The organism is Tabrizicola oligotrophica (assembly GCF_011008935.1).
GTDB classification, from domain to species: Bacteria; Pseudomonadota; Alphaproteobacteria; order Rhodobacterales; family Rhodobacteraceae; genus Tabrizicola_A; species Tabrizicola_A oligotrophica.
In genome coordinates, this window is the sequence record NZ_JAAIVJ010000008.1 from 16,655 (window position 1) to 36,190 (window position 19,536).

General features: G+C 67.4%; 14 protein-coding genes, 1 tRNA gene and 1 CRISPR repeat array. Of the genes, 6 read left to right on the forward strand and 9 right to left on the reverse strand.

Annotated elements, in window-relative coordinates:
• Positions 1-93 precede the first annotated feature (93 nt).
• From G4Z14_RS13295 to pdxH, 7 genes are all read right to left on the reverse strand, one after another.
• Positions 94-654: a helix-turn-helix domain-containing protein gene (locus tag G4Z14_RS13295; protein WP_164626530.1), complete on the reverse strand. Its 561-nt coding sequence runs from the start codon at positions 652-654 to the stop codon at positions 94-96.
• A 120-nt stretch (positions 655-774) separates the two neighbouring features.
• Entirely contained in the window at positions 775-2,154 is a 1,380-nt protein-coding gene (locus G4Z14_RS13300) for a protein adenylyltransferase SelO (protein ID WP_164626532.1), read from the reverse strand.
• Between the two features lie 391 nt (positions 2,155-2,545).
• Positions 2,546-3,283, reverse strand: coding sequence for a hypothetical protein (locus G4Z14_RS13305; RefSeq protein ID WP_164626534.1), 738 nt, complete (start codon positions 3,281-3,283; stop codon positions 2,546-2,548).
• 55 nt (positions 3,284-3,338) lie between these two features.
• Positions 3,339-3,415, reverse strand: a tRNA-Pro gene (locus G4Z14_RS13310).
• A 40-nt stretch (positions 3,416-3,455) separates the two neighbouring features.
• A complete protein-coding gene (locus G4Z14_RS13315; RefSeq protein WP_164626536.1) occupies positions 3,456-3,947 on the reverse strand; it encodes a DUF192 domain-containing protein in 492 nt (163 codons plus the stop codon).
• Positions 3,923-4,450: a cold-shock protein gene (locus G4Z14_RS13320; protein ID WP_164626803.1), complete on the reverse strand. Its 528-nt coding sequence runs from the start codon at positions 4,448-4,450 to the stop codon at positions 3,923-3,925. The genes G4Z14_RS13315 and G4Z14_RS13320 overlap by 25 nt, the downstream gene beginning before the upstream one ends.
• Before the next feature lie 126 nt (positions 4,451-4,576).
• A complete protein-coding gene (pdxH, locus tag G4Z14_RS13325; protein WP_164626538.1) occupies positions 4,577-5,197 on the reverse strand; it encodes a pyridoxamine 5'-phosphate oxidase in 621 nt (206 codons plus the stop codon).
• A 107-nt stretch (positions 5,198-5,304) separates the two neighbouring features.
• Here pdxH and fabI point away from each other — a divergent pair, with 107 nt between their 5' ends.
• The 6 genes from fabI to trpE all read left to right on the forward strand — a co-directional run bounded on the left by fabI (position 5,305) and on the right by trpE (position 12,030).
• Complete coding sequence (fabI, locus tag G4Z14_RS13330) at positions 5,305-6,126, forward strand: enoyl-ACP reductase FabI (RefSeq protein WP_164626541.1); 822 nt, start codon at positions 5,305-5,307, stop codon at positions 6,124-6,126.
• A gap of 4 nt (positions 6,127-6,130) precedes the next feature.
• A complete protein-coding gene (locus G4Z14_RS13335; protein ID WP_164626543.1) occupies positions 6,131-6,745 on the forward strand; it encodes a LysE family translocator in 615 nt (204 codons plus the stop codon).
• Positions 6,746-6,758: 13 nt separating this feature from the next.
• Positions 6,759-7,283, forward strand: a complete 525-nt coding sequence (gpt, locus tag G4Z14_RS13340) for a xanthine phosphoribosyltransferase (RefSeq protein WP_164626544.1) — start codon at positions 6,759-6,761, stop codon at positions 7,281-7,283.
• Between the two features lie 93 nt (positions 7,284-7,376).
• Positions 7,377-8,555: an aminotransferase gene (locus G4Z14_RS13345; protein WP_164626547.1), complete on the forward strand. Its 1,179-nt coding sequence runs from the start codon at positions 7,377-7,379 to the stop codon at positions 8,553-8,555.
• A gap of 72 nt (positions 8,556-8,627) precedes the next feature.
• The gene (locus tag G4Z14_RS13350) at positions 8,628-10,514 is read left to right on the forward strand and encodes a peptidylprolyl isomerase (RefSeq protein WP_164626548.1); all 1,887 of its coding nucleotides are present in this window, start codon (positions 8,628-8,630) and stop codon (positions 10,512-10,514) included.
• 7 nt (positions 10,515-10,521) lie between these two features.
• Positions 10,522-12,030 (forward strand): anthranilate synthase component I, encoded by a 1,509-nt coding sequence (gene trpE / locus G4Z14_RS13355; protein WP_164626550.1) that lies wholly within the window; start codon positions 10,522-10,524, stop codon positions 12,028-12,030.
• Between the two features lie 436 nt (positions 12,031-12,466).
• On the opposite strand, the gene G4Z14_RS19175 is transcribed toward trpE, so the two are convergent.
• Both G4Z14_RS19175 and G4Z14_RS13365 read right to left on the reverse strand, forming a co-directional pair.
• On the reverse strand, positions 12,467-14,071 hold the full coding sequence (locus G4Z14_RS19175) for a divergent polysaccharide deacetylase family protein (RefSeq protein WP_164626552.1): 1,605 nt from the start codon (positions 14,069-14,071) through the stop codon (positions 12,467-12,469).
• Positions 14,072-14,254: 183 nt separating this feature from the next.
• Positions 14,255-15,024 (reverse strand): IS5 family transposase gene (locus G4Z14_RS13365; RefSeq protein WP_407703833.1). Its coding sequence is split into 2 segments (ribosomal slippage): positions 14,255-14,706 and positions 14,706-15,024, totalling 771 coding nucleotides; the frame shifts between segments, so codons are not numbered across the junction.
• Between the two features lie 315 nt (positions 15,025-15,339).
• Positions 15,340-19,460: a CRISPR direct-repeat array (repeat unit 29 nt; unit sequence CGGATCATCCCCGCGTGGGCGGGGAACAG).
• Positions 19,461-19,536: the final 76 nt, after the last annotated feature.

Consider the following 19,536-nt stretch of genomic DNA (forward strand, 5'->3'; position numbering starts at 1 on the left):
AACGGAAAACATCCGCAAAAGTGGAAATTCCTTTCAGACTGGCTCAAATATCCCACGGGGGCTCGGGGGTGTGAAACCCCCGCTCCGCCCCGCTCAACTGTCCTGCACGATCAGAATGGCGCGCGCCGGTCCGCCTTCGGCCCGGATCGCATGGTCGCGGTCAGCGGGGTAGCGCGCGGTATCTCCGGGGCCAAGCAGGCTTTCCTCCTCGCCCGAGCGCACCCGCAACGCGCCTTCAACCACCGTCAGATGCTCGCGGCAGCCCGGCGAATGCGGCTCGCTTTCCAGGGCGCCGCCGGGGCCGAAACTCAGGTCATAAACCTCATGCTCTCCCACCGCCTCGGCGGGCGACAGGATGCGGATCGACACCGACTTGCCGCGTCCCAGAATGACCGGGGCGCTTGCGGCGCGGATCACTACGATGCCCGGTTCGGGCTTGCCTTCCAGAAGACCCGCGAAATCCACCTGCAGCGCCTGGGTCAGGTTCCACAAGGTTGCCACGGTGGGCGAGGATTCGCCGCGCTCGATCTGGCTGACCATGCTGCGCGACACACCCGACAGCTTGGCCACCGCGTCCAGCGACAAGCCGCGCGCCTTGCGCGCGTCGCGCAAGGAGGCGGCCAGCCGGTCATGGATGTCGGAACGCGGGTTCATGGCCGCCACCCTGCCCGCCCGCGCCGCCCGCCGTCAACCGCAACTTGGCGCCCCCGGAGAAGAAGTGCCCCCAGACAGGAAGCGCTCCCGACGAGAAGCGCGCCGCGCGCCCGAGGAGGCTCAGGTGCCGCAGAAGGTGACGTAGCGGCCAAAGCCCTCGGGCGCCGGCAGGGCAAAGCCCTCGCGCCCCGTCGCGGGCGCAAAGGGGCGGCGCACTTCGGCCAGCAACGCCTCAAACGGTGCCATGTCGCCCGCGCTTGCCGCCTGCAAGGCCGCCTCGACCAGATGGTTGCGCGGGATCACCGCCGGGTTGACCGCCTGCATCGCGGCAAGATCGGGCGACAGCGCCCGCCAGCGCTCGACCCATGCGGCAAACTCCGGCGCAGCCGTCCGCCCCTCGCCCAAGCCACGGAAGAACAGCGTCCAGTCCTGCCCCGGCATCAGCGCCAGAAGATCATCGACCAGCCCGGCCTCGGGCGCGGCAAGGCCCAGCTTCGCCGCCATCACCGCCAGAAACGCCTCCCGGTAGATCCCGGCAATCGCGCCAAGCCGGTCATTGGCCAGAGCCACCGCCCGCTCCTCGTCGGCATCGAAGAACGGCAGCAGGCATTCCGCCAGCCGCGCCAGATTCCAGCCCAGGATCAGCGGCTGGTTGCCATAGGCATAGCGCCCCTGCCGGTCGATCGAGGAAAACACCGTGCCGGGCGCATAGGCTTCCATGAAGGCGCAGGGGCCATAGTCGATGGTCTCGCCCGACAGCGCCATGTTGTCGGTGTTCATCACCCCATGCACGAAGCCCACCCCCATCCACTGCGCAATGAGCTTTGCCTGCGTCCGCAGCACGGCGTCAAACAGGCCCAGCCCATCGCCGGGGGCAAGCTGCGGATAGTGCCGGGCAATGGTGTAATCCACGAGCGCGCGCAGCTTGTCCGCCTCGCCGCGCGCCGCGAAGAACTGGAACGTGCCCACCCGGATATGGCTTGCGGCCACCCGCGCCAGCACTGCGCCCGGCAGGGCCGCGCCGTCGCGCCAGACCGTCTCGCCCGTGGCCACCACCGCCAGCGACCGCGTCGTCGGGATGCCCAGCGCCGCCATCGCCTCGGAGATCAGGTATTCCCGCAGCATCGGCCCGACTGCCGCCTTGCCATCGCCACCGCGCGAAAACGGCGTGCGGCCCGAGCCTTTCAGCTGGATGTCCCAGCGCCGGCCCTGCCCGTCCAGTACCTCGCCCAGAAGATGCGCCCGCCCGTCGCCAAGCTGCGGCGAGAAACCGCCGAACTGGTGGCCGGCATAGGCCAGCGCCGCAGGGTCGGCCCCCGGCACCGGATCGGCGCCGGAAAACCAGGCGGCCGCATGCGCCCTGACTTCGGGCTCCAGCCCGAGTTCGGCCGCCAGCGCTGCGTTCCACGCCAGCAGGCGCGGCGCCGGCGCCGTCTCGGGCGCCAGCCGCAGGTAGGTTCCCGGCAGGTCACGCAGATAGCTGTTGTCGAACCGGATCATGCGCCGCTCCCTTCCATTCCCCATGGCATATGGCGCGACCGCCCGGTGACGACAAGCGGCACCGGACAATTCGCGTGCAGGGAAAGGACGGAAACAGCAAACCAGGCAAAAAGGCCGATCAAGGCAAAAGTCGCAAGCGGCTCGAACTCAAATCGGGTAGATCAGACAAACAAGGGCCACCAGAACAAGAAGCTCGCCCCAAGGCATAGCCGTCCTGACTGGCCCAAGCGGTGCAACGCACCTTCTGAGGGCAGTCTCAAACATATCGCCACCAAGAATACAGGGTAATCCTGTGATAGCACGGGCGGGCGGCGAATTCGCCTCTTGCGCGACGCGGCAATGAAAACAGCCTGTCCTGCAGCGGAAACAATCGCAGGGCCGCCGCGCGGCGTCAGTTGGCGGCAAGCCCGATGATCCCCTGCCCCCAGGCCTCGGACCAGCCGGCATCGAGCCCGCTTTCGCGGGTGATGACGGCAAAGCCCAGATCGGGAAACCAGATCTGCCGGCGGGTCAAAAGCATCTCGTCCGCCGCCCCGGCGATGCCCGGCTGCGGCGCGCCGTCGAGGGTAAAGCGGCTGTCCTCCTTCACGGTCAGCACGGTTTCGACCGGCTGGATGCGATAGGCGCAGCCCGAGATCGTCACCGTCGCTTCGGCGAGATAGCGCACCTGCGCGGCGACCGTGCCCTTGATGCGCGGCTGCGGCCCGATCGAGGGGCCGTCCTGATCGCGGCTCAGGCGCAGGCGGCCGGCCCAGTCCTTGCCCGGTTTCGGCAGGTTCGGATAGGCATAAAGTGTCGTCGTCGTGCCGCCGTCATTGCCGCCCACCAGAACTTCGCCCTCGGCCAGATCGGACGCGCCTTCATGCTCGGTGCGGTGGTCGGAGACCACATGCAGCCCGCGCGCCAGAACCAGCTCGGCGCTGAAGCCATTGCCGCCGGCCGGCACCGGGATCGAGGCCAGCACATCGCGCCCCTTCGCACGGTAGACCTGGACCGCCCCGCCCTCGACTGTGACCGCCACCCCGGATTTCAGCGTCTCTGCCGTCAGGCAGGCCTCCTCGGCGAAGGCCGGGGACAGCGGGCAGGCAAGGGCGAGCAGGAGGGCAAGCGCGCGAGGGGCAAGGGTCATGACGGCTCCGGACGGGCGGCCACGGACCGTCGGGCCGCAAAAGGACTTGCTGAAATGGTCGGGGCGAGAGGATTCGAACCCCCGGCCTACGGTACCCAAAACCGTCGCGCTACCAGACTGCGCTACGCCCCGATGCCCGCTTCCTAACCCGGCGCGCGGCAAATGAAAAGGCTCAGGGTGCGGTGCAAGGCCAAAGCGCGCGGTCGGCCGGAACGGCCGGGTGACGCAGCACCGCGCCGGGCGCAATGCCCATCGGCCCCGCCAGCCCGCCGTTGATTTCCAGCACATAGGCCACGCCGGGCCCTCCGTCGATCAGGGCCTCGCTCATCGGTTCGGCCATGTCCTGCACCCGGGTCACAAGGCCCGTCGCATCGACAAAGATGATGTCCAGCGCAAGCGGCGTGTTCTTCATCCAGAAGGTGGCGCGCTTGGGTTCGGGAAACACGAACAGCATCCCCGAGGCCATGGCCATCTGCTCGCGGAACATCAGCCCGCGCGCCTGTTCGTCCGGATCGTCGGCAATCTCCACCGAAAAGCGCTGCACGACCCCCGCGGCGGTGCGCAGCTCTGCCTGACCGGGGGCGCAATCCGCGCCCGCCACCGCCGCCCCTGCCCAGACGGCAAGCACGGTGCCGGGGATCAGCCGCGCAGCGCCGAATCCCATGACAGCACCTGCACCGCCATGCGGCCGCGCCGCCCCTCGACGATGCGCAGGCCCACGGCCTCGCCCGCCTGCAGGTCAGCAAAGCCGGAATGGCGCAGAACCTCGATATGGATGAACACGTCATCGGCCAGACCGAAGACATTGGCAAAGCCGAAACCCTTGCCCTTGTCGAACCACTTCACCCGCGCCGGCTCGATCGCGAGATCGCCCAGATTCGCCAGGTTTTCGTTCTCGGCCTCGTCGCTCAGCGGGAAAGGCACCCCGGCCGGTGGCTCGATCTTCAGGACTTCGACCGCCTGGATGCCCCGCTGGGTCCGCTGCACCCTGGCCGTGATGCCTGCGCCATCGGCCACCGAGCTTTGGCCAAAGTTGCGCAGGATATTGGCGTGCAAAAGGATATCGGAGTCCTCACCGTCGGCAACGATGAACCCGAATCCCTTTGCAGGATCAAACCACTTCACGCGCCCCTGCACGACGTGCGTTGCGCTTTCTTCTTCCATCATCTTCGAGCCGTTTCCCCAGATAAAGCCCACATGCACTCATGCCGCCAAACCATACTGACTTGCAAGCCAATTCAATCTATCCTTTTGGGCAGGAGCAGGGCGATCTCCACTCGCGAAGCGTGAAATTCAGGGGTTGAGACGGAGGATTTCCCAGGCCCCGCCCGGGGTGGCGCGCGTCCAGCGGAAGCGGTCGTGCAGCCGGAACGCACCATCGGCCCAGAACTCGATTTCCAGCGGCTGAATGCGGAAACCGCCCCAGAACGGCGGACGTTTCGGCATCGGTCCCTGGGTGATCGTCACCTTCGCCACCTCGGCCATCAGCGTAGCCCGCGAGGCCAGCGGCTGCGACTGGTGGCTGGCCCAGGCGCCAAGCCGCGATTGCAAGGAGCGCGAACTGTAATAGGCATCCGCCTGCGCCCCCTCTTCCCGGCTGACCAGCCCCCGTACCCGGATCTGGCGGCGCAGCGACTTCCAGTGCATGACGAAAGCCGCCTTGCCCGCAGCCTCGATCTCGCGGCCCTTGGCACTGGTGTAGTTGGTATAGAACACGAAGGCCCCGCCGCCCGCGCCGCCAAGCTCGATTTCCTTCAGCAGCACCATGCGGGCGTTGGGCATGCCGCTGGCGTCCACGGTGGACAGCGCAATGGCGTTGGGGTCGTTCGGCTCGGTCGTCTCGGCCTCGGCCAGCCAGGCGCGGGCGATGGCAAATGGATCGTCGCCCGCAAAAATTCCGGTTCTGTCGCTCATCGTCTTCCTTCCGGCTTCCTTCCGGGGCCACACCCGCCGCCCTTGCGAGAGGCTGGGCTTTGGCCTATTCGTCTCTTTCACAATCAAGGGTGGACGAGGGCAACCGAATGTCAATGGGACTAATGGCCGGAAAACGCGGCCTCATCATGGGGCTGGCCAATGACAAATCCATTGCCTGGGGCATCGCCCAGCAACTGGCCGCGCAGGGCGCCGAGATCGCGTTTTCCTATCAGGGCGAGGCGCTGAAAAAGCGGGTGGAGCCGCTGGCCGCCTCGATCGGGATGAACACCTTCGTCGAATGCGACGTGTCGGATGAGGCGTCGATGGATGCCCTCTTTGCCGAACTGGCCGCGAAATGGGGCAAGATCGACTTTCTGGTCCATGCCATCGGCTTTTCCGACAAGAACGAACTGCGTGGCCGCTATGTCGACACCTCGCGGCAGAACTTCCTGATGACGATGGACATTTCGGTCTACTCCTTCACCGCCGTCTGCCAGCGCGCGGCGGCCATGATGACCGAAGGCGGCAGCCTCCTGACGCTCACCTATTACGGCGCCGAAAAGGTCATGCCGCATTACAACGTGATGGGCGTGGCCAAGGCCGGGCTTGAGGCCTCGGTCAAGTATCTCGCCGAAGACCTCGGCAAGGACGGCATCCGGGTGAACGCGATTTCCGCCGGCCCGATCAAGACGCTGGCCGCCTCGGGCATCGGCGATTTCCGCTACATCATGAAGTGGAACGAACTGAACTCGCCCTTGCGCCGCAACGTGACGCAGGACGAGGTCGGCAAGGCCGCGCTGTATCTCCTGTCCGATCTGGGCTCTGGCACCACGGGCGAGAACCTGCATGTCGACGCGGGCTATCACGTCGTCGGCATGAAGGCGGTGGACGCGCCCGACATCGACGTGGTGACGGGCCGCAAGGACTGATCAGATGACGCTCGCCGCCTTCCTCACCTTTGCCGGTCTGGTGACCTTCGCCGCCATTTCCCCCGGCCCGGCCGTTCTGATGGCCGCCCGCACCGGCCTGACCGAAGGCGCGCGGACCGGGGTGATGCTGGCGATGGGCATCGCGACCGGCGCGATGTTCTGGGCGCTGGCGGCGATGTTCGGGCTGAACCTCGTGTTCGCCGCCGCCCCCAAACTGCTCTGGGCGCTGAAGATCGGCGGCGCGGGCTATCTTTTGTGGATGGCCTGGCACCTCTGGCGCGACGCCCCGAAACCCTTCCTGACCGAGGACGCCCGCCCGGTGCCGCGCTCGGCGCTCGGGGCCTACCGGCTGGGGCTGTGGACCAATCTTGCCAATCCCAAGGCGGTGGTGGTGATGTCCTCGATCTTCCTCGGCACCTTGCAGGAAGGCACGCCGCTCTGGGTGCTGGGCCTGCTGCTGGCGGTGATCTTCACCGCCGAAACCCTGTGGAACAGCCTTGTGGCCCGGATCTTCGCCGCCGACCGCACCCGCGCCCGCTATATCAGCCTGAAAACCGTGATCGACCGCAGCTTCGGGGGCGCGCTGGCGCTTCTGGGGGTCAAGATCGTCGCCACCTGAAGGGAGTTTGCCGATGTCCGCCGACCGCCTGCCGCATGAAAAGGGCTTCCACGTCTCCTGGGACCAGATCCACCGCGACGCCCGCGCGCTCGCGTGGCGGCTGGATGGCAAGGGTCCGGGCGAAGGCGGCACCTGGAAGGCCGTGGTCGGCATCACCCGCGGTGGCCTCGTGCCGGCGATGATCGTCAGCCGCGAGTTGGACATCCGCGTCGTCGACAGCATTTCGGTGATTTCCTACCACTCGGGCGGCGGCGCGGCCGATCAGCGCCACGAGGCCAAGGTGACGAAAAGCCCGCAGGCCGATCTGATGGGCGACGGCACCGGCATCCTGATCGTCGATGATCTGGTCGACAGCGGCAAGACGCTGGAACTGGTGCGCAGCCTGTATCCCAACGCGCATTTCGCCACGGTCTATGCCAAGCCGAGCGGAAAGCCGATGGTCGACAGCTATATCACTGAAGTCAGCCAGGACACCTGGATCTTCTTCCCCTGGGACATGGCGCTGCAATATGTCCAGCCGTTCCGCGGCAAGGACTGACAACTCCTCGGGCGCCTCCGGCTTCTCGTCGGGGGCGACCGCAGGGCATCCGCGAAGAGCGGCGCAGCCGACGATGAGCATAGGTTGACACAGATGACCCACCCGCTGAATCCCGCCATGGCCACCACCTTCCCGCCGCCCGTCATGGAGGCGCGGCGCTGGCTTACCGGCGTGACCTTCCCGCCCGAGCGCCCGCTGATCAACGTCAGCCAGGCCGCGCCGGTCGACACGCCTCCGCTTGCCTTGCGCCAGGCGCTGGCCGAGGCGGCGCTGAACAATCCCGACGCCCATCTTTACGGCCCCGTCCTTGGCCTGCCCGCGCTGCGCGCCGAGATCGCGAGCCAGTGGTCGGCGGCCTATGGCGGGCAGATCGCGGCAGAGCAGGTCGCCATCACCCAGGGCTGCAACCAGGCCTTCTGCGCCGTGATGTCCACCCTTGCCGGCGCCGGCGACGAGGTGATCCTGCCGACGCCGTGGTATTTCAACCACAAGATGTGGCTTGACATGCAGGGCGTCCGCACCGTGCCGCTGCCCGCCGGCGAGGGGCTGATCCCGGTGGCTGCAGAGGCGGCAAAGCTCATCACCGACCGCACCCGCGCCATTGTGCTGGTCTCGCCCAACAACCCCGGCGGGGCGGAATATCCGGCGGAAACCCTGACCGCCTTCCACGCCCTTGCCCGCGCGCATGGGCTGGCGTTGATCGTCGACGAAACCTACCGCGACTTTGACAGCCGCACAGGCCGCCCGCATGATCTGTTCACCGATCCCGACTGGGCGCGCGACTTCATCCATCTTTATTCGTTTTCCAAGACCTACCGGCTGACCGGCCACCGCGTCGGCGCGGTGGTGGCGGGGGTGGACCGGCTGGCGGAAATCGAGAAATTCCTCGACACCGTCGCCATCTGTCCCAGCCAGCTTGGCCAGATCGGCGCGCTTTGGGGAATGCGGAACCTCAGCCAGTGGGTCGCCGGCGAACGTGCCGAAATCCTTGCCCGCCGCGCCGCCATGGTCGGGGGCTTCTCCGCCCTGCCCGACTGGAAGCTGCTCGGCTGCGGCGCGTACTTCGCCTATGTCGAACACCCGTTCCCGCTGGCCTCGGACGCGCTTTGCAAGCGGCTGGTGGCCGAGGCGGGGCTTCTGATGCTGCCCGGCACCATGTTCCAGCCCGAAGGCTCCGAGGCCGGCAAGCGCCAGATCCGCATCGCCTTTGCCAATGCCGACACCGCCGGCATCGCGGAAATGTTCCGGCGTCTGGCGGGCTGGCGGCCCTAGGCCCATCTTGCCCCCCACCGCCTGACCGCATAGACAGTCCAGCAGCACCGGCCCAACAGGGAAAGCATACCCATGTCCAAAGCTCCGCACCACACCGACAGCGATGACGCTCCCCGCAGGAAGAAGCGCGGCGCCGGCGTTCTGGTCTGGGTGCTGCTTGCCATGCTGATCGCCGGGCTTGGCGGCTTTGGGGTCGAGAATTTCGGCGGCGGCGCGTCGTCCGTGGGCCAGGTCGGCGACACCGAGATCACCGCCAATGACTATGCCCGCGAGGTGCGAAATCAGGTGAACGCGCTGTCGCGGCAATTCGGCACGCCGATCTCCATGGCCGATGCCCGTGCCATGGGCATCGACCGGCAGGCGCTGGCGGGGCTGGTGAACCGCGCCGCGCTGGACAATGAGGCGGCAAGGATCGGCCTGTCGGTCGGCGACGCCGTAGTGGCCGCCGAGCTTGGCAAGATCGCCGCCTTCCGAGGTCTGGATGGCAGCTTCGACCGCGCCGCCTATGGCCAGACGCTGAAGCAGAACAACACCAACGAGGCCGATTTCGAGGCCACCATCCGCCGCGACGTGGCACGCTCGCTGTTGACTGGCGCAGTGGCCGGCGGCGTTCTGGCGCCCGCGACGCTGACCGACACGGTCTTTGGCTGGGCCGGCGAGAAGCGCGGGCTGACCTTGCTGGTTCTGGACGAAGCTGCGCTTGACGCGCCGCTGCCTGCGCCGACCGAGGCCGAGGTCAAGGCGCATTACGACGCCAACATCGCCAGCTACACCCGCCCCGAGGCCAAGCGCCTGCAATATGCAGCACTTCTGCCCGAAACGCTGGGCGCCACACTGGAAGTGCCCGAGGATCAGGTGAAAGCCGCCTATCAGGCGCGGCTGGACGAGTTCGTCATTGCCGAAAAGCGGTTGGTCGAACGGCTGGTCTTTTCCGACGAGGCGGCGGCGGCCGAGGCGAAGGCCCGGCTCGATCAGGGCACCCCGTTTGAGGATCTGGTGAAGGAGCGCGGCCTGACGCTCGATGACATCGACATGGGCGATGTGACCCGGGCCGAGCTTGCCGAGGCCGGCGAGGCGGTGTTCGCGCTGCAGGGCCCCGGCGTTGTCGGTCCCTTGCCCTCGGCGCTTGGCCCGGCGCTTTACCGGATGAACGCAGTTCTGGCCGCACAGGAAACCACCTATGACGCGGCCCGGCCCGAGCTGCTGAAAGCCTTGCAGACCGAGGCCGCCGCCAAGGCGATTGCCGACAAGGTCGAGGCGATTGACGACCTCTTGGCCGGCGGCGCGACGCTGGAGGAGCTGGCGAAGGAATTCGGCATGGAGCTTGGCACCACCGATTATGCCGCGGGCGCCACCGACAACGACGCGATCACCGGCTATGCCGCCTTCCGCAAGGCCGCCGATGCGGTCAAGGAAGGCGATTTCGCCGAGGCGGTGCTGATGGACGATGGCGGTCTGGTCGCCCTGCAAATGCTGGAAACCGTGCCGCCCGCGCCGGTGGCCCTGGACAAGATCACCGAACGCGTGACCGCCGAAACCCGCGCTGCCGCGCTGGCCAAGGCGCTGTCGGCCAAGGCCGCCAGCCTCAAGGCCGCCGTTGACGGCGGGGCCGGGCTGGAAACCCAGGGCGCGGTGACATCGGTCGAACCCAAGGACCGGCAGGCCGTTCTTGACAATGCCCCGCCCGCGGTGCTGGAAGCGGCCTTCGCCATGGCCCAGGGCGAAGTGCGGCTGATCGAGGACGGCGGCTATGTCGCGCTTGTGCGGCTTGACAGCATCGCCCCTGCCGATGCCACCAGCGAGGATGGCGAGGCGCTGCGCGCGGCGATCGTCGAGAATGTCGAACGCGATATTGCCACCGACATCTCGACGCTGTTCACCGGCGCGGTGTCGCAAGCCGCCGGCATCTCGCTTGACCAGCAGATGATCGACGCCGTCAACACCCAGATGGGGAACTGAAGCCGCAATGCGTCTGGAACCCACTTTCGAGGCCTTTGAACAGGCATGGAACGCAGGCCGCAATCAGGTGGTCTTTGCCCGGCTTGCCGCCGATCTCGACACGCCGGTCAGCCTGATGCTGAAACTGGCCGAGGCGCGGACCGACACCTTCATGCTGGAATCGGTGACGGGTGGCGAGGTGCGCGGACGCTATTCCATCGTCGGCATGAAACCCGACCTGATCTGGGAATGCCGCGGCGAGCAAAGCCGGATCAACCGCGAGGCGCGCTTTGACAAGGCGGCCTTTGCCGATCTGCCGGGCCATCCGCTGACCACGCTGCGCGCGCTGCTGGCCGAATGCCGGATCGAGCTGCCCGAAGACCTGCCGGCGGTGTCGGCCGGGCTGTTCGGCTATCTCGGCTATGACATGATCCGGCTGGTCGAACACCTGCCCGACGTCAACCCCGACCCCCTGGGCCTGCCCGATGCGGTGCTGATGCGCCCCTCGGTCGTCGCCGTGCTGGACGGGGTCAAGGGCGAGGTGACGCTGGTCGCCCCGGCCTGGGTCGCCTCCGGCCTGTCGGCCCGCGCCGCCTATGCCCAGGCGGCCGAGCGGGTGATGGACGCACTGCGCGATCTTGACCGCGCGCCGGCCGCCCAGCGTGATCTGGGCGAGGCGGCGCCGGTCGGCGAGATGCAATCGAACTTCAGCCATGCGGGCTACAAGGCCGCGGTGGAGAAGGCCAAGGACTACATCCGCGCCGGCGACATCTTTCAGGTCGTGCCCTCGCAGCGCTGGAAACAGCGGTTTGAGCTGCCGCCCTTCGCGCTTTACCGCAGCTTGCGCCGCACCAACCCCTCGCCCTTCATGTTCTTCTTCAACTTCGGCGGCTTTCAGGTGGTGGGCGCCAGCCCCGAAATCCTTGTCCGGCTGCGCGATGGCGAAGTGACGATCCGCCCGATCGCCGGCACCCGCAAGCGCGGCGCGACGCCCGAGGAGGACAAGGCGCTGGAGCTGGATCTTCTGGCCGACCAGAAGGAACTCGCCGAACACCTGATGCTCTTGGACCTTGGCCGCAACGATGTGGGCCGGGTGGCGAAGGTGGGCACGGTGCGGCCGACCGAGAAGTTCATCATCGAGCGTTACAGCCACGTCATGCATATCGTGTCGAACGTGGTGGGCGAGATTGCCGAGGGCGAGGACGCGCTGTCGGCCCTGCTCGCCGGCCTGCCTGCCGGCACGGTCTCGGGCGCTCCCAAGGTGCGGGCGATGGAGATCATCGACGAACTGGAGCCGGAAAAGCGCGGCGTCTATGGCGGCGGGGTGGGCTATTTCGCCTGCAACGGCGAGATGGATTTCTGCATCGCGCTGCGCACGGCGGTTCTGAAGGACGAGACGCTGTACATTCAGGCCGGGGGCGGCGTGGTCTATGACAGCGACCCCGAGGCGGAATATCAGGAAACCGTCAACAAGTCCCGCGCCCTGCGCCGGGCGGCGGAAGACGCGGGCCTCTTCACCCGCCGCGGCAACGGCTGACACCGACCGGCGGCGCAGGCCATACCCGGCTTGGCGACGCGCGCCCGCGGCGGGTTTGCCGGACAGATCTTTCCTCCCCGGCGCGGGGTGGGGGCAGGCCAAGCCCCCCCCGCAGGTCTCGGGACCACGCGAGCCTTCAGCTGCCCGCAGCGCACCGCTTGGCGCCGACGGCCCCGCCCCACAATCAGGTCAACCGGACGCACGGGCGCCTTGCCCCGGAATCCCGCGGGGCTGCATGAAACCGCGCCGCAGACGATGGATCTTCCCCTATTGCATCCGGCACCGTCTCGGACAAGCCGGGCAGAAGCGCTTGCGGGCCTTGCGCCGCGGGTGCGGGGCGGCCGCCCAGCATGCCGCGCCCCGGCTCACCGGGCGCGACAAACCCCGTGCCGCAGCCTTGCCTCCGGCACCGCCGCCGTCGAGGTCATCCAGCCTGTTACCTGCCATCCATCAAGGCGGTGATCGGGGCCAGCGCCACCGAGGCAGAGCGGCCTTCGACCGTCCATTCCAGCAGCGCGGTGATGGTTTCCCGCCGCGCCGTGCCGATCACCGCCACCTCGCCCTCCTGCGCCGCCTTGAAGGCCGCGCGGTCAAGGTAGCGGCGGATCAGCGGGGCCTCCTCGCCGTCGTCGTCAAGGCTGCGGAAGATCGTCGCGCTGGGCAGGCCCTCGCGGCGGGCAACCTGATCGGCGGCGTTGAGGCCGCGATCAAAGGTGATCAGCCCGCGGCCCTGCACGGCAAGCAGCGTCACCACCTCGGCAGACAGCTTGCGGTCCTCCTGAAACGCCGCCGCTGCCGTGTCGATCAGCGCCACGGCTTCGGGCAGCCTGCCCTCAAGCCCGGCAAAGCTTTGTTCCAGATCGCCGGGCGTTGCGCCTTGCGGAATGCCGGTCGCCAGCATCACCACCTCTTGCCCCGCCGCGCGGTAGATTGCCGCGGCCTCGGCAGCCCCCTGGGCCATCGGATCCAGCACGAAGGTCACCGGGAAAGGCAGCGCGGCAAGCTCCGCCCGTGGCACATCCGCCGCGCCGGTATCGACCAGAAGGATGACGAACAGCGGCTTGGCGTCGGGATTTTCAAAGGGCCGGGCATAGCGGCGCAGCGGCGGCAGATCGGCCGGGGCCTCTGCCGGGACCAGAGCGGGCGCCTCCTCTGCAGCGTCCGGGGCGGGTGTCGGCAGGGTGGGGATTGCCGGGGCGCTGGCCTCCGGGATCGGCGCGTCGGGCTGGCCAGCTTCCGGCGCCGCCGCAATCGAGGGCAGACGCCCGGTCGTCACGCCGTCAACCGTGCTTTCGCCGAGCTGGGCATCCGGGGCAAGTGTACCGGCGGCCGGGGTTCCGGTCTCGGGGGCGGTCGCCGTGGCGGTCTCGGAAGGGGCGGCCTCGGACGGGGCAGGCTCGGCGGCGGCAGGTGGCATCGCCTCCACCTGCGGCAAGTCCGCGCCTTCCGCCTCCGCTGCCGGGCTGGCCGGGGCCTCCGGCACCAATGCTTCGGCTTCGGCGTCCTCGGGTTTCGGCTCCTGTGCGGTTTCCCCCCCGCCTTCGGCCGGCACTTCGGCCGACGGGGCCTCTGCGGGCTCGGGCGCCTCGCCCCCCCCCACTTCCGGCGCCGCAGCAGGCTCCGTCGCTGCTTCGGCCTTGGCCGCCGGCTCCGGGGTCTCCGGCGCAACTGGCGCGGGATCGACCTTGGGGGTTTCGGCGGGTGTGGCCGGTTCGGCGATGTCCGGCACTACAGAGGCGGGCGGGGGCGCTCCTGCCGCGGCCAGCGGGCGCAACAACGGCTCGTCGAGTTCAGTCGCGGTCTCGGTCTCGGCCAGCGGTTCGGGATCGGCCACGACCTGCGGCGGCGCGTTACCCGGCGCGACAGACGGCGGTGCCGGCACGGCCTCCGGGGTGGCCTCCTGCGGTCCGGCAGGCTCAGGCGTCATCGGCCCGGCGCTCTCTTGCGGCTCTGCCCCGGTCTCGGTGCGGATCGGTGTCAGCAGGCTGACCACGGCAAGACCGCCTGCAGCCACCACACCGCCCCACAGGACACCTGTCACGAAATTCCGCACCACGCTTCGCCTCCAGCTCGCCCGACAGCAAGTCCGGCCATTGGGCCTTGACGCCCCTTGCCCGCTCTGGGCATCTATAGCCCGACTGCCCGCGCCCTTCATCCCCTATCCGCCAAGGCCAAGCAAGATGCTGCTTCTGATCGAAGACTAGGGTCAGGACTCGTTCTCGTTTCATAGCCAGAACATGACGGTTGCGGCGAGGGCGACGGCGGAGAGGAAGCCCTTCGGGCATCTGTCGTAGCGGGTGGCGACGCGTCGCCAGTCCTTGAGCCTTCCGAACATGATCTCGATCCTGTTGCGGCGTTTGTAGCGTCGCTTGTCATGCTTGATTGGTTTTCCGCGAGACTTCCGGCCGGGGATGCAGGGTTTTATCCCCTTGTCTTTCAACGCTTCCCTGAACCAGTCAGCGTCATAACCGCGGTCGGCCAGCAGCCAGTCCGCCTTTGGCAGGCTGCCCAGCAGGGCCGCTGCACCGGTGTAATCGCTGACCTGGCCTGCGGTCATGAAGAACCGGATCGGGCGGCCATCGGCATCGGCTACGGCATGTAGCTTGGTGTTCATGCCACCCTTGGTTCGCCCGATCAGACGGCCCCTCTGGTCGTCTGGTCCCCCCTTTTCGACCGCAGGCTGGTCGCCGTGCGATGCGCCTTGAGATAGGTCGCGTCAATCATCACCGTCTTCGGAACGGCGGCCTGGGAGGCCAGACCAACCATCATCCGGGCGAAGACCCCCTTGTCGCTCCACCGCTTCCAACGGTTGTAGAGGGTCTTCGGAGGGCCATACTCCTTCGGTGCATCGCACCATCTCAACCCATTGCGATTGATAAAGATAATGCCGCTCAACACCCGTCGGTCATCGACGCGTGGCTTACCATGGCTCTTGGGGAAGAAGGGCTGCAGCCGCGCTATCTGCGCCTCGCTCAGCCAGAAAAGGTTGCTCATTGATCGGTCTCCTTCCGGAGGCTGAATCACGGCACGAGCGGATAATCAATGGGTCCTGACCCTAGGGCATTCGGTCCGTTTCCGCTCGCGGGCCTTGCCGAAGCAGTGCGCACAGACCGTCGGCGCCGAGGTGGTGGTACCGCTCCATTGGGCTGGGCGTCAATGACGGCGCACAGGTCACAGACGGTCGAGATAATGCTGGGATTCTTCCGAATGCCGGTTCCAAAGAACCGACGGCGCCACCTCTCAAAGACCCTCCTGCCCTACCGTGGGCGGCGAACAGATAATGAACCGGTCGTCGAAACTGAGATCGGTCGGGTCAGCCCCGCGTGGGCGGGGAACAGGCGGCCCAAGACCGTTTCAGCGCGGACGCACTCGGATTATCCCCGCGTGGGCGGGGAACAGTGATACTTGGCGTCAGCCGATTTTCTGGCCGCCGGATCATCCCCGCGTGGGCGGGGAACAGAAAGGCATAGCCAAGACACTGTATTCATTCATCGGATCATCCCCGCGTGGGCGGGGAACAGTCTTCGCCGCCACGTCTGGCCGCATGGCAAGGCGGATCATCCCCGCGTGGGCGGGGAACAGGTTTTGTCGGCTGAGGTCATTTGGTTTCCCCCCGGATCATCCCCGCGTGGGCGGGGAACAGGCATCGCCACCGAGGGGCAGGCGATCTACACGCGGATCATCCCCGCGTGGGCGGGGAACAGATGCGGATAAGCCGCTCCCCGCTGGTCGTGATCGGATCATCCCCGCGTGGGCGGGGAACAGGTCATGCGCGCAAGATCGGCCATGCTGACGCGCGGATCATCCCCGCGTGGGCGGGGAACAGTAATGATAGCTCTATCGGCGCTGGCTATACAACGGATCATCCCCGCGTGGGCGGGGAACAGAAGCCGGTTTTCCAGTCGCGGTTCTCGATGTCCGGATCATCCCCGCGTGGGCGGGGAACAGTGCAGGCAGCGATGGGGTTCATCTGATGAAGACGGATCATCCCCGCGTGGGCGGGGAACAGACACACGCCCATCAATTTCCCACTTGCACGGACGGATCATCCCCGCGTGGGCGGGGAACAGCATCAGCGCTTCATGCTCGGTCAGGTTTTGGGCGGATCATCCCCGCGTGGGCGGGGAACAGGTTCAGGCCCCCTTACGCGGTCAAACCGAGCATGGATCATCCCCGCGTGGGCGGGGAACAGCCTTTTCGGAAGGTTGAAATGTTGCTTGTCCCCGGATCATCCCCGCGTGGGCGGGGAACAGTGATCCAGATGCGGACAGGTGCGCCCTGCCCGCGGATCATCCCCGCGTGGGCGGGGAACAGTTAGCCCGGCCTTCATGGCAAGGGTGATCGCGCGGATCATCCCCGCGTGGGCGGGGAACAGCCCGTCTGCAAACTTGACGTATTCCCCGTTAGCGGATCATCCCCGCGTGGGCGGGGAACAGGCTGGGGGCAAGCCTCGGCGGCGCAGCATTGCCGGATCATCCCCGCGTGGGCGGGGAACAGCTTGGCGTGTCGGTCCGCGATGCGGCCGGCAACGGATCATCCCCGCGTGGGCGGGGAACAGGGGCGGCGGCGGTGAAACACTATGGCCCGCAGCGGATCATCCCCGCGTGGGCGGGGAACAGCTCAGCGCCGTGGCGCAACCGGCATAGGTGATCGGATCATCCCCGCGTGGGCGGGGAACAGATCGACCCGTTATTCTCGAGCAAAAGCGGGGCCGGATCATCCCCGCGTGGGCGGGGAACAGGCAGCAAAACGGCTGAGGCCAAATTCGCAGCCCGGATCATCCCCGCGTGGGCGGGGAACAGCAGCCCGGCCTTCAACAGCCTCTGGCCCGGCGCGGATCATCCCCGCGTGGGCGGGGAACAGCACCACAAGCGATGCTGGCGTCTGGATGGCGTCGGATCATCCCCGCGTGGGCGGGGAACAGCCGCCCCAACGCCGCCCCCAACGACGGGGTGGCGGATCATCCCCGCGTGGGCGGGGAACAGGGGTGTCAAGAGTTGTCCTCGTCGGTCCTCGCCGGATCATCCCCGCGTGGGCGGGGAACAGGCCCGCGAGAACCCGTAGTTCACGTAGGTCCGCGGATCATCCCCGCGTGGGCGGGGAACAGTGCCTGGCGCGCGCCTGCCAGTCTGCCAAATCCGGATCATCCCCGCGTGGGCGGGGAACAGGCCGGAAGATGCTGGCAAGCCGGTCAATGACGCGGATCATCCCCGCGTGGGCGGGGAACAGCTCGCCATATTCGCCCGCCACGAGATACCGAACGGATCATCCCCGCGTGGGCGGGGAACAGAGCGGCGCATGCACCGTGCCCGCCGGGTCCAGCGGATCATCCCCGCGTGGGCGGGGAACAGAGGGGAGAGGCTTCACAGCAACGGCCCTCCAACGGATCATCCCCGCGTGGGCGGGGAACAGCGGCGCGTGGTATTAATTTGGTCCCTGTGATGCGGATCATCCCCGCGTGGGCGGGGAACAGCTCGACGGCGGCGATCAGGTCAAGGAGGCACTCGGATCATCCCCGCGTGGGCGGGGAACAGTCTTGCCATGCGGGCCAGCCAGCCCGGCCAGCGTCACGGATCATCCCCGCGTGGGCGGGGAACAGGTCACCGCCGCCGCAAGGTCCTCCGCCGCATACGGATCATCCCCGCGTGGGCGGGGAACAGAGCGTCAGCGTGTCCTTGGCCAAGAACGAGGTCGGATCATCCCCGCGTGGGCGGGGAACAGCTGCGGTCATTCCGACCGCGCCTGACCCTGTGCCGGATCATCCCCGCGTGGGCGGGGAACAGTTCGGCACCATCGGCGAATGGATCGCGGCGGGCGGATCATCCCCGCGTGGGCGGGGAACAGCACTCTCGTCGGTCCTGCGCCGCCATACCTACCGGATCATCCCCGCGTGGGCGGGGAACAGCTCAGCGCTGTGGCACAACCGGAATAGGTGATCGGATCATCCCCGCGTGGGCGGGGAACAGTCGCTGGTGGTGCGGCGGATCAGCGCCAGCGGCGGATCATCCCCGCGTGGGCGGGGAACAGGCCGGCAGGTCAGCCGCCGCTTGCTCGATGATCGGATCATCCCCGCGTGGGCGGGGAACAGCGTTGACCAGCGCCTCGGCCTCGGCCTTGTCGCGGATCATCCCCGCGTGGGCGGGGAACAGTGCCGGATACGCAATCGACGGAATTCTCGGATCGGATCATCCCCGCGTGGGCGGGGAACAGCTGGGCCAGCATGTCGGAGCGAACAACCTCGCCGGATCATCCCCGCGTGGGCGGGGAACAGGGTATCGGGGATGTTTACCAGGTGATTTCATTCGGATCATCCCCGCGTGGGCGGGGAACAGTATGCTGCAGCTGTTGGACGGTTTCAGGAAGGCGGATCATCCCCGCGTGGGCGGGGAACAGAGCCCGAGGAATGCCCGATGCCGCGCTGACTTCGGATCATCCCCGCGTGGGCGGGGAACAGGCCACCGTGCCGGGATCATCCGACAGAGCCAGCGGATCATCCCCGCGTGGGCGGGGAACAGGCGTATTGCGGGGAGTTTGATAGTCCATGCTCAGGATCATCCCCGCGTGGGCGGGGAACAGAGCTGCATTTCCTCCATCGGCATCGTCAGTTCCGGATCATCCCCGCGTGGGCGGGGAACAGTGGAGGCCAACCATGGCTGACCGCCCGATCATCGGATCATCCCCGCGTGGGCGGGGAACAGGAATACTGCCGCGTGTAGCGCACAGCCCGCCCCGGATCATCCCCGCGTGGGCGGGGAACAGCATGTAAACCCTACATCGCGAGTTTCGCCTCACGGATCATCCCCGCGTGGGCGGGGAACAGCAAGGAACATACTCACGTTCACTCCTACCGCCCGGATCATCCCCGCGTGGGCGGGGAACAGGCTTCCCTCTCCTCTGGGCTGGCATCCTCAACCGGATCATCCCCGCGTGGGCGGGGAACAGGGGCTATTCTGTTCGGCACCAGCGGTAACGGGCGGATCATCCCCGCGTGGGCGGGGAACAGGAAGGAACCATGCGTTACGGCAAAGGCGAGAACGGATCATCCCCGCGTGGGCGGGGAACAGTGCACCCGTGGCAGGCGTCGCGCATGGTGGCCCGGATCATCCCCGCGTGGGCGGGGAACAGAAATCAGGCCGGGCCGCGTTCTGCAGGAAGTTCGGATCATCCCCGCGTGGGCGGGGAACAGGCCCTGCACCGCCACCTCGCTGCGGTCGATCACGGATCATCCCCGCGTGGGCGGGGAACAGCCGACCTGATCGTGCGCAACAAGGACGCGATCCGGATCATCCCCGCGTGGGCGGGGAACAGTGTTTGCGGCAGGTTTCGCCGTGTTGCCGTCGCGGATCATCCCCGCGTGGGCGGGGAACAGGAACCGGAAGATATTTCCCCCGCCCCACAATCCGGATCATCCCCGCGTGGGCGGGGAACAGTCTTGTTGCAGCTTATTGTTCTGCAAGGGTTTTCACAATGTCAAAGAGCGCACCGATGCGGGAACCGGAGTTTGGG